This is a genomic window from Deltaproteobacteria bacterium, from assembly GCA_016210005.1.
Classification (GTDB): domain Bacteria; phylum Desulfobacterota; class Binatia; order HRBIN30; family JACQVA1; genus JACQVA1.
On sequence record JACQVA010000261.1, the window covers coordinates 1 to 10368 of the forward strand.

A 10368-nucleotide genomic window follows, 5' to 3' on the forward strand; every position below is an offset into this window, starting at 1 on the left:
CTGTTCGGCCACGTCAAGGGCGCGTTCACCGGCGCCATCCGCGATCGCCTCGGGCGCTTCGAGCTGGCCGACGGCGGCACGGCATTCTTGGATGAGGTCGGCGAGCTGTCCCCGGCCACTCAGGTCAAGCTGCTGCGCTTCCTGCAAGAGCAGGAGTTCGAGCGTGTCGGCAGCACCAAGACCATCCGGGTGGACGTGCGGGTGATCGCCGCCACCAACCAGGACTTGCGCCAGCTGATGGCTCAGGGGCGCTTTCGGCCCGACTTGTTTTACCGCCTCAACGTCATCCCGATCGAGTTGCCGCCGCTGCGCGAGCGCCCTGAGGATATCCCAGCGTTGGTAGAGCACGTCCTTGCCCGCCTGGCCAGCAAGGGACGCAAAGTCAAAGCCGTTGCCCCGGCAGTGATGGAGGTGTTTGTGCAGTACGCCTGGCCGGGCAATATCCGCGAATTGGAGAACACCCTGGAGCACGCGCTGGTGTGCTCGAAAGGGAGCGTGATCGAACGCGAGGCCTTGCCGCGCAGCGTGCTGCGTCCGGCGCCGGCGGTGACGCGCCGCACCCGTGGCGACGACGGTGAACGCACGCTGGAGACGCTGACGCAGCACCGCGGTAACCAGTCCGCCGCCGCCCGCGCGCTCGGTATCAGCCGCACCACCCTGTGGCGGCGCCTGAAGAAACTCAGCCCCGCCCCCGATCGCTTACCCCAATAGCTCGCCGCTGGCGCCACCGCCGCCACTTCTCGAAACCCGAAAGGCGGGCGCCAGCAGGTGGCCCTGCAGCCGAGCAGCCCCCGTTCGGCTCCGCTCCATGTTGCGCGCAACAGGCTGTTGCGCAACATGTGGAACAATTGTAACACCAATGCAGCAGGCCGAACGACCCGATAATTTGCCCGCTGGCGGTAATGGCCGGCGCTGATGGCGTGGCACGGATCATGGGTTACGAGCGTGGGTAAGGCTGACTATGCGAGCCACGAACTTGAATGACGGCCGCGCTGGCGACTCGCTCGCCGCGCGCCAGATAGACGGCATCGGCGCTGGGTACGCCGACTTGCGCCGCGGGGCTCTAAGTCCCGGCCCCCGCTTCGCCGACCATTGTCAGGGCAACGCTGCGGCGTTGTCCCCGAGCCTCGTGTTGGGGTTCGGTGGCGAGGAACGGGGGATGCCGGCGACTGCCGGGCCCCGCGGCGCATGCTTCCGCATCGGCGGCAGCACGGCGGGCTCGAGCTCGGGCGCAATCGAAACCACGGACGAGGACGAACCCGGTAGGGAGTCGAGGAGTCGCTGATGCTGCGTTGGTTTCCGGAAAACATCTCCACCTACGGCGGAGACATCGATGCGGTCTTTTCGTTGATCTACTACATCGTCGGCGTTTGGTTTCTGCTGGCCGAGGGGGCGTTGTTCTTCTTTGTGTTTCGCTACCGCCGCCGGGCCGGTCGAGCCGCGGCCTACGTGCGCGGTGAGCGCTTCAGCGAGCTGGCCTGGGTGTTGGTGCCGGCGGTGATCGTGCTGGCGCTCGATTTCGGCATCGAAGCCGCCGGCGGGCCGGTGTGGGCGCGGGTGAAGGAGGACGTGCCGGAGCACGCGCTCCGGGTGAACGTGCGCGCCCAGCAGTTCAATTGGAATTTCATATATCCCGGACCCGACGGGCAGTTTGACAGCGCTGACGACGTCACGCTGGAAAATGAGTTGCACGTTCCCGCTGGCCGCGATGTCGAGGTCAGGCTGGAATCCAAAGATGTGATTCACAGTTTCTTCATCCCCAACGTTCGCCTCAAGCAAGACATACTGCCCGGCCGGACGATCCGCGCCTGGTTCAATGCCACCAAGCCCGGTCGCTACGAGCTGCCCTGCGCCGAGCTGTGCGGCTTCGGGCACTACAACATGCGCGGCTTTCTGACCGTGCACAGCGCAGACGAATACGAGCGCTGGCTGCAGGAGCAATGGCCCGCAGCGGCAGCCACCGCCGCGCTGCCTGCTAGTTAGCCGGTGAAGGAAACGAGAATGACCGCCCGAGCAGTCGCCAAGGCCACGCCCGAGCCGCACCATAACAGACACAGTGCGCCGCAGAGCTTCTGGCGCAAGTATGTCTTCTCCGTCGATCACAAGGTGATCGGCAAGCAGTACCTCGCGCTCGGGCTGTTCATGGCGCTGGTCGGGGGCTTCACTGCCTACCTGATCCGCTGGCAGCTGGCGTGGCCGGAAACCGAGGTGCCGGGCTGGTCGTACGTCGAGCCTGACTTCTACAACACCATGGTCACGATGCACGGCACGATCATGGTGTTCTTTGTCGCCATGCCGATCCTGCTCGGCGCCTTCGGCAATTTCCTCATCCCGCTGATGGTCGGCGCCCCGGACATGGCGTTTCCGCGCCTCAACATGATGTCGTTCTGGACCATCTTCACCGCCTCGTGCGTGCTGATGGCCTCGTTCTTTGTTCCGGGCGGGGCCGCGGCGGCCGGGTGGACAGGCTACGCCCCGCTGTCGGCGGACCCCGTCTACACCGGCGTGGACTGGGGACAGAACTTGTGGATCTTGGCCTTGGCGCTGGAGTTCTCCTCCTTCCTGATGGGCGGGGTGAACTTCATGACCACGGCGATCAATATGCGGGCGCCGGGTCTGTCGCTGTTTCGCTTGCCGCTGTTCGTCTGGATGCAGATGACGGCGGCGGTGTTGTTCATGCTCTCGGTCGGGCCGCTGATTGCCGGCGCGGTCATGTTGCTGCTCGACCGCACTGCCGGCACCGGCTTCTTTCTGCCGGCACGCGGCGGCGACCCGCTGCTGTGGCAGCACCTGTTCTGGTTCTTCGGCCATCCCGAAGTCTACGTGGTGTTGCTGCCCGGCTTCGGCGCGATCCTGGAGATTCTTCCGGTGTTCGCCCGCAAGCCGATCTTCGGCTACCGCGCGATCGTGTACTCGACGATTGCCGCGGGCGCGCTCAGTTTCATCGTCTGGGCGCACCACATGTTCATCAGCGGCATCGACGCGCGTCTGGCCATCCCGTTCAGCGTCACCACCATCCTGATCTCGGTGCCGTTCGCGATCATGATCTTTTCGATGATCGCCACTCTCTGGGGCGGCTCGTTGCGATTTCCGACCCCGATGCTGTTTGCCTTGGGGGCGCTGGCCACGTTCCTGATCGGCGGCGTCACCGGCATCTTCCTCGGCTCGGCGGCGGTCGATATTTTCATGCACGACACCTACTTCGTGGTCGCCCACTTCCACTTCACCCTGTTTCCGTCGGCACTGCTCGGCGGTTTCGCCGCGATTTACTACTGGTATCCGAAAATGTTCGGCCGCATGCTCGACGAGACTCTGGGAAAGCTCCACTTCTGGATCACGATCGTGGCCTTCAACTGCGTGTTCATTCCGCTGTTCCTGGTCGGCATGGGCGGCCACATGCGCCGCATCTACAACCCGTTGCAGTACGACTTCCTCAAACCGATGCAGCCGATCCATGAGTTCGCGACGATCGCGGCGATCGTGCTGCTGCTCGGGCAGATCCCACTGATCGTGAACTTCTTCTGGAGCCTGGCCTTCGGCCGCCGCGCCGCCGACAATCCGTGGCAGGCGAACACCTTGGAGTGGGCGACCACCTCGCCGCCGCCGCACGAGAACTTCGCGGCCGTGCCGACGGTCTACCGCGACGCCTATGAGTACAGCCTGCCCGGCAATGCCACGGACTGGCTGCCGCAGCACGTGCCCGGGCCCGCGCTCAAAGCGCAGGAGCAAGCCGCGTGAATCAGCGCGAGATATCGAGGTGAGCGATGGCGGTGATGTCGATGGCCCATTCAGAGCATGAGACGCGGGTGTTCACCGAGCAGCCCATCGGGCGGGTGGGGATGTGGTGGTTTCTGGCCTCGGAGGTGATGGTCTTCGGCGGTCTGCTGGGCTCGTATATTCTCTCCCGCATCGCCGCCGGCGGCTGGGCCGCCGAGACCGCGCACGTGAACACGCGCATCGCCGCGATCAACACCTTGATCCTGGTCACCAGCAGCCTCACCATTGTGCAGGCGCATGCCGCGGTCGAGGCGGAGGAGCATACCCGCGCCCGCAAGTATCTCCTGATCACCGTGCTGCTGGGGCTGGGCTTCCTCTGCATCAAGGGTTTTGAATACTCGATCGAGCTGGGCCACGGCTTCACGCCTGCCAGCGGGTTGTTCTGGTCCTATTACTACACCATGACCGGCCTGCACGGCTTGCACGTGTTCGCCGGCGTGGTGGTGAATTTTGTCCTGTTCCTGTTGGCCGGCGGCCGGCGCTGGGCGGCGGTGAAGCAGCGCGTCGAGTACGCCGGGTTGTATTGGCACTTCGTCGATGTGGTGTGGATCTTCCTGTTCCCGTTGCTCTACCTGGCGTGATGGAGTTTCGGAGGTGAATCATGAGAGCGGCCGAGAAACACCATGTGAGTTACGTCGCTATCTGGGTCTGGCTGGTGGTGTTACTGGCGGTGGGCCTGACTTTCGTCGCCTTACCGGTGACCAAAGTGACCGCCATCGCGCTGATCTTCTCGGCTGCGGTGGTAAAAGCTGCGCTGGTGGTGCGGCACTACATGCACCTGCGGGCGCAACCGGTGATGGTGTACGTGATCATGAGCGTCCCGGTGGTGCTGGCGATCGCGATGGTGTTGGCGTTGATTCCGGACATCGCCATGCGTCCCTGAGCCGGCGCGAGTACGCAGGATGACCAGCCAAGCGGTGACCACGTTACCCGGCAGCATCGGCGCTGCCCGCGGCGAATCCGGTGCCTGGCCGCAGGTAAGTGCGCTGGGCGCTGCTTCAGACCGACGACCTCGGATTGCCAACGCGGTGCTGGGCATGCTGATCTTCCTCGGGGCCGAGGCGATGTTTTTTGCCGGCTTGATCAGCGCGTTTCTGGTCTTGCGCGCCGGCAGCCTCGCCTGGCCGCCGCCGGATCAGCCGCGGCTGCCGGTCGGAATTACATTCGCCAACACCCTCGTCCTCTTGCTGAGCGCTGACACCATGCGCCGGGCGCTGGCGGCCATTCGCGCGGGCCACTTGCAAGCGCTGCCGCGCTGGCTGGGCGCGACGGCGATGCTGGGGACTGCTTTCCTGCTCGTGCAAGGCAGCGAATGGCTGCGGCTGTTGGGTTACGGCTTGCGTGCTAGTTCCGGCCCGTACGGCGCCACCTTCTACACCCTGATCGGCTGCCACGGCCTACACCTGCTGGGCGGGCTGATCGTGCTGCTGGCCGTTCTGCGCTCGGCGCGCCGGCAGCGCTACACGGCGCACGCCCACGGAGCAGTCGAGGCGGCTCGGCTGTACTGGTACTTCGTGGTCGGCATCTGGCCGATCCTATATGGGCTGGTATACCTCTCCTAGCCGTGCGGCACGGCGGGGCGTTGTGCAACTGCTCGCCGCCGGCGTCCTCTGGTTGATCGCAGCTGCTCCCGCTCTGGCTTGCCCGAACTGCTACGGCTCCTCCGACAGCCGCGTGCTCGACACCTACTACTTCAGCACCGTGATGCTGTCGCTGCTGCCGTTCGCCATCATGGCGGCGATTGCGGCGCTGGGGTGGTGCTTGACCCGGCCGCCGCGCGGAGTGCTCGCCGCTCCAACTCACGGCGCCGGCACATAGCACCGGCCACCCGGAAGGGTTCGTGGCGCTGCGTTGGACTTACTCGGAGAAGGCGGCGCGACGGCCGTCGGTGAAGGTGACAAAGGTGGCGTTCGACGAGGTCCGCCGCCACCTGCCGCCGGGCACGCCAGGTTCTCGCCAGCGGAGCGCGGCGAACAGATTCGGATGCGCCAGGCGCAGGTACAGCGGCGGTTTCGGCAGTATTGCGACGCGCAAGCAGAGATGTAGTCGTGCCCAGGCTGTTCCACGCCAAGCTCGAACGTCATCTCTACTCGGCCGTCGCCTCACGCTAAGCACGTCCTGCTCGCGGACGGTTGCGCCGCGTCTTGGCCTGTGGCAAGAGCTGCGTAGTGCTGGTCGTCTTGTGCAGGGAGCCGGTGGCACAATGCGATAGGTGGCGTCAGCGCGATTGCTAGTTCTTGGGGGGGCGGGCGTTGGAATCGCGCCGGGGCTTCTTTCAGCGAGGAGGCGGGTGTGGCGTATCGACTGAGCGGAAAGGTGCTGGCGTTCGTGCGCACGCAGCGCGTCGCCCGGTTGGCTACGGTCGGACCTAACCACCGGCCGCACAACGTTCCCGTGTGCACCGTCAACGTCGGCGGGCACATCTACTTCGCCAGCGAGGCCAAGGCCCGCAAGGTGCGCAATCTGCGCCGCCGGCCGGTCGTGACTTTGACTTTCGACCGCTATGGCGAGCGCTGGTCGCAGCTGGCCGGCGCCATGATCACGGGCACAGCGGCGGCGATCGAACAAGGTCCGGTGTTTCGGCGCGCCCGCCTGGCGCTGTATCGCAAGTATCGCCAGTACGCCCGGGTCGCACCGATCACCGCGCCGGCGACCGTGATCGTGCGAGTTACGCCGACAGAGTGTTTTTCGTGGGGGCTGTGAGCCGGGAGCACGCGCCGGTGCGGGCAAGGGCTCGGGCGCTGGTGCTGCTGGCGTGCTGGTGGCCCTTGGCGGCGGGGGCGGGCGAGCCGGGCCGCAAGGCGCCACCGCCACCGCGGGCGATGCTGCTGGCGGACGCTACCAGCGGACGGGCGCTGCGGGAACATAATGCGGATGAGCCGTTGCCGGTCGGCGCGCTCGGACAGCTGATGCTGGCGCTGTTGGTGCTGGAACGGGTCGACAGCGGCCAGTTGGGCTGGGAGCAGCCGCTGCCGGTCAGTGCCGCCGCCGCGGCACAGGCGGGGGCGCGCCTAGCGCTGCGGGAAGCCGAGGTGCTGACGCTCGAAGAGGCGTTACGCGCAATGGTGATCGCGGGCGCCACCGATGCCGCGGCGGTGTTGAGCGAGGCGTTGGCGGATTCCCCCGCCCCGCTGGTGGCGCTGATGAACGAGCGCGCCCGCGTGCTGGGGATGATCGGCACCGAGTACGGCTCGCTGGCAGGCAGCGCCAGGGCGCGGTCGCAACCGGTTGATGTCACCACCGCGCGTGATACCAGTCGGCTGGTTGCCGAGCTGCTGCGCCGACGGCGCATCGTGGAATGGGGCGCGCTCAGCGGCATCCCTTTTCGTGGCGGCAGCGTGCTGCTGCGCAACCGCAATCAACTACTGGAAAGCTTGCCGGGTACCAACGGGTTGCTGGTCGCCGACCTGCCGCGCGGCGGCGGGTTTCATCTGGTGGCGACGGCGCGCCGGGGCGTCTTCCAGTTGCTCGCGGTGGTGCTGGGCGCAGCCGATAACGGCAGCCGCTACGCCGCCACGGCCGAGTTGCTGGAGTGGGGCTTCGCTACCTTCGAGCGCATCGACATCGTGCGTGCGGCTGAGCCACTGCCGGTGCCGGTGCGGATTTGGGGCGGCGCCGAGGAGCAGCTCGTGCCGGTGGCAGCCGGGGGCTATTCGCTGTTGCGGCGGCGCGACGAGGAACGGCGCTTCGAGCTGGGATTTCAGTTGCCCGACGGCCTGACGGCACCGATCGCCCGCGATCAACGCATCGGTGAGGTGGTCGTGCGCGAAAACGATCAGGTAGTCGCGGTTATTCCAGCCGTGAGTCCGGTTGAGGTTTCGGCTGACGACGGCGCCGCCTTCAAGCCCCTGACCCAGTAGCTTCAGCCTTCCCCGCTCCGGCAAGCGGAGCGGGGAAACGCCGACAAAGAGCGCCCGCTGCGCCGGTGGTCGCGCCGCAGGGCGGCTAACTCAGATGAACAACGGCGCCATCACCAGCGTGATCGTGCTGAGCAGCTTGATCAGCACGTGCAAGCTCGGGCCGGCGGTGTCTTTGAACGGATCACCTACGGTGTCGCCGACCACGGCCGCTTTGTGGGTCTCGGAGCGCTTGCCGCCGTAGTGGCCGGTCTCGATATATTTCTTGGCGTTGTCCCAGGCACCGCCCGAGTTGTTGAGAAAAGTGGCCATCAGAATGCCAGCGATGGTGCCGACCATCAGGAACGCCGCAACCGTCTCGGCCCCGAGACCGAGCGGACGAAACAGCACGCCGACAGCGATCGGCATCCCGACGGCGAGCACCCCGGGCATCACCATTTCCTTGAGCGCACCGACGGTGACGATGTCAACGCAGCGGCCATAATCGGGCTTCGAGGTGCCCTTGAGAATGCCGGGGTCCTCTTTGAACTGGCGGCGCACTTCGTTGATGACGTAGTAGGCGGCTTTGCCGACAGCGCGGATCGCCAGCGCCGAGAACAAGAACACCAGCATCGCACCGAGCAGGCCACCGACGAATACTTCGGGCTTTGAGATGTCGACGGCAGCCAGCTTGTGACCGTAGTGGCCGACCTCGTCGAGGTAAGCCGAAAAGAGCAGGAAGGCGGCCAGGGCGGCGGAGCCGATGGCGTACCCTTTCGTCAGTGCCTTGGTGGTGTTGCCGACGGCGTCGAGCCGATCGGTCTTCTTGCGGATCTCTTCGGGCTGCTGGCTCATCTCGACGATACCGCCGGCGTTGTCGGTGATCGGACCGAAGGTGTCCATGGCCAAGATGTACGCCGCGGTGCCGAGCATGCCCATGGTGGCTACCGCCGTCCCGAATAGGCCGGCGTGCTCCACCCCCGAGGCCTTGCCGAGATAGAAGGATGCGACCACCGCGATCGAGATGACCACGGTTGGAATCGCCGTACATTCGAGGCCGACAGCTATACCGGTGATGATGTTGGTTGCCGGCCCGGTCTGCGACGCCTCCGCGATCGACTTCACCGGCCGATACTTGTACTCGGTGTAGTACTGCGTGATGTAGACGAAGGCTTGCGCCATCGCGATTCCGACCACCCCGCACAGGAAGAAGTACATCCAGGCACCGGGGGCCTTATCGGATGACAGCATGGTGTAGGAGGCGACCAAGAAGCCGACCGCGGCCAGCGCCGAGGCGACGTAGTAGCCGCGATTGAGCGCGTCCATCGGATCGGCGTCCTCACGGGTTTTGACCACCATGATGCCGACGATAGAGGCGAGTAAGCCGAAAGCGCGCGCCACCAGCGGAAACAGGATGCCCTTGAGGCCGAAGTAGGGAAACAGACTGACGCCGAGGATCATGGCGCCGATGTTCTCGGCGGCGGTGGACTCGAACAGGTCGGCGCCGCGGCCGGCACAGTCGCCGACATTGTCACCCACCAGGTCGGCGATTACCGCGGGGTTACGCGGGTCGTCTTCGGGAATGCCGGCCTCGACCTTGCCGACCAGGTCGGCGCCGACATCGGCGGCTTTGGTGTAAATGCCCCCGCCGAGTTGAGCGAACAGGGCGACGAAGGAGGCGCCGAAGCCGTAGCCGACGATGATGAAGGGAATCTTTTGCGCATCGTAACCGAGTTGGTTGAGCACGGCATACAGCCCGCCGACCCCCAAGAGACTCATTGCCACCACGAACAGGCCCGACACCGCGCCGCCGCGCAAAGCGATCTGCAGCGCGTCGTTGAGGCTGGTGCGCGCCGCCGAGGCGGTGCGGATGTTGGTGCGGATCGACACCCACATGCCGACGTAGCCGGCGATGACCGAGCACGCCGCGCCGAACACGAACGACAGCGTGGTCCACATCGCCATCGTCACCGGGCCGACCGGATCGGCAGGGTTCGGCGTGCGCACGAAGGCGTACAGGAGGAAGATCGCCGCCGCCACCACCACCGACAGCAGGCCGATGGTGCGATTTTGTCGCGACAAGAACGCCTCGGCCCCCTCTCGGATCGCGTTGGAGATCTCCTGCATCGCTGCCGTGCCGGTGTCTTTGGCGAGTACCTGTCGAGCCAGGTAACCCGCGAACAGCAGGGATAAGATGCTAATAACCAGTACCAGCGTAACCATTGTTCGAGTTGCCTCCCTTAGAGTTGTCCCGGCGCCCCCGGCGGCGCGCCTTCTCCCCCGCGCGCTCGGCGGCGAGCACGCTCAAAATCAATCGCCCCCAACCAGCGGCGTGCAGCAGCCAAACCCGGGTCGGCCTTGACGCGGTGAACTGATTCCGCGCTATGGCTGTCCGCTCACGCGGCTCGCCCAAGGCCGGAGGGGTGCATGGCCGGTGAGAGCTGCCACCCCGACCAACCGTGCCACCTCGCCCATCCACGGTCAGGGCCGCCAAACTCAGCGGCCCCCTATGCCAAAAAGGCTAGAGAAACACAATCCGCCCTGGCCCGCCCAAGCCAAATCGGGTGTGCGACAAATCCGTGGGTAACGTGCAGCCGACCGGGCAAGTCCTCACCGGTCTGACAGTACTGTGTACTGTCAGACCGGGCCCATGGCCGAAGGGGGGACGCAATTTGTCATTCCCGCGAAAGCGGGAACCCACGGCACCGGCTCGCTACGACCCGCCAGCGCTACACGATCTCGTCATAGAGGTCTC

General features: G+C 65.6%; 10 protein-coding genes. 9 read left to right on the forward strand and 1 reads right to left on the reverse strand.

What is annotated here, in order from left to right; translation table 11 throughout:
- From HY699_24575 to HY699_24615, 9 genes are all read left to right on the forward strand, one after another.
- Positions 1 to 711, forward strand: a 711-nt coding sequence (locus tag HY699_24575) for a sigma 54-interacting transcriptional regulator (GenBank protein MBI4518979.1), incomplete at its 5' end; no start/stop codon positions are given.
- 573 nt (positions 712 to 1284) lie between these two features.
- Positions 1285 to 1983, forward strand: a complete 699-nt coding sequence (gene coxB / locus HY699_24580; GenBank protein MBI4518980.1) for a cytochrome c oxidase subunit II — start codon at positions 1285 to 1287, stop codon at positions 1981 to 1983.
- 18 nt (positions 1984 to 2001) lie between these two features.
- Positions 2002 to 3738 carry a cbb3-type cytochrome c oxidase subunit I gene (locus HY699_24585; GenBank protein ID MBI4518981.1) on the forward strand — a complete coding sequence of 579 codons (1737 nt, stop codon included), beginning with the start codon at positions 2002 to 2004 and terminating at the stop codon, positions 3736 to 3738.
- Positions 3739 to 3779: 41 nt separating this feature from the next.
- Positions 3780 to 4358 carry a cytochrome c oxidase subunit 3 gene (locus tag HY699_24590; protein MBI4518982.1) on the forward strand — a complete coding sequence of 193 codons (579 nt, stop codon included), beginning with the start codon at positions 3780 to 3782 and terminating at the stop codon, positions 4356 to 4358.
- A gap of 20 nt (positions 4359 to 4378) precedes the next feature.
- Positions 4379 to 4660 carry a cytochrome C oxidase subunit IV family protein gene (locus HY699_24595; GenBank protein ID MBI4518983.1) on the forward strand — a complete coding sequence of 94 codons (282 nt, stop codon included), beginning with the start codon at positions 4379 to 4381 and terminating at the stop codon, positions 4658 to 4660.
- Positions 4661 to 4679: 19 nt separating this feature from the next.
- A complete protein-coding gene (locus tag HY699_24600; protein ID MBI4518984.1) occupies positions 4680 to 5339 on the forward strand; it encodes a heme-copper oxidase subunit III in 660 nt (219 codons plus the stop codon).
- A 22-nt stretch (positions 5340 to 5361) separates the two neighbouring features.
- Positions 5362 to 5595 (forward strand): hypothetical protein, encoded by a 234-nt coding sequence (locus tag HY699_24605; protein MBI4518985.1) that lies wholly within the window; start codon positions 5362 to 5364, stop codon positions 5593 to 5595.
- Positions 5596 to 6069: 474 nt separating this feature from the next.
- Positions 6070 to 6480, forward strand: coding sequence for a pyridoxamine 5'-phosphate oxidase family protein (locus HY699_24610; GenBank protein MBI4518986.1), 411 nt, complete (start codon positions 6070 to 6072; stop codon positions 6478 to 6480).
- Positions 6468 to 7637 (forward strand): D-alanyl-D-alanine carboxypeptidase, encoded by a 1170-nt coding sequence (locus HY699_24615; protein MBI4518987.1) that lies wholly within the window; start codon positions 6468 to 6470, stop codon positions 7635 to 7637. Before HY699_24610 ends, HY699_24615 begins: the two co-directional genes overlap by 13 nt.
- A gap of 90 nt (positions 7638 to 7727) precedes the next feature.
- Here the strand turns inward: HY699_24615 and HY699_24620 are convergent, their stop codons facing one another.
- On the reverse strand, positions 7728 to 9836 hold the full coding sequence (locus HY699_24620) for a sodium-translocating pyrophosphatase (GenBank protein ID MBI4518988.1): 2109 nt from the start codon (positions 9834 to 9836) through the stop codon (positions 7728 to 7730).
- Positions 9837 to 10368 lie beyond the last annotated feature (532 nt).

Bases quoted from the DNA above. Each gene is read 5' to 3' on its own strand.
- HY699_24620 (MBI4518988.1), bottom strand. From the start codon at position 9,836: ATGGTTACGCTGGTACTGGTTATTAGCATCTTATCCCTGCTGTTCGCG.
- coxB (MBI4518980.1), top strand. From the start codon at position 1,285: ATGCTGCGTTGGTTTCCGGAAAACATCTCCACCTACGGCGGAGACATC.
- HY699_24595 (MBI4518983.1), top strand. From the start codon at position 4,379: ATGAGAGCGGCCGAGAAACACCATGTGAGTTACGTCGCTATCTGGGTC.
- HY699_24600 (MBI4518984.1), top strand. From the start codon at position 4,680: ATGACCAGCCAAGCGGTGACCACGTTACCCGGCAGCATCGGCGCTGCC.
- HY699_24590 (MBI4518982.1), top strand. From the start codon at position 3,780: ATGGCCCATTCAGAGCATGAGACGCGGGTGTTCACCGAGCAGCCCATC.
- HY699_24585 (MBI4518981.1), top strand. From the start codon at position 2,002: ATGACCGCCCGAGCAGTCGCCAAGGCCACGCCCGAGCCGCACCATAAC.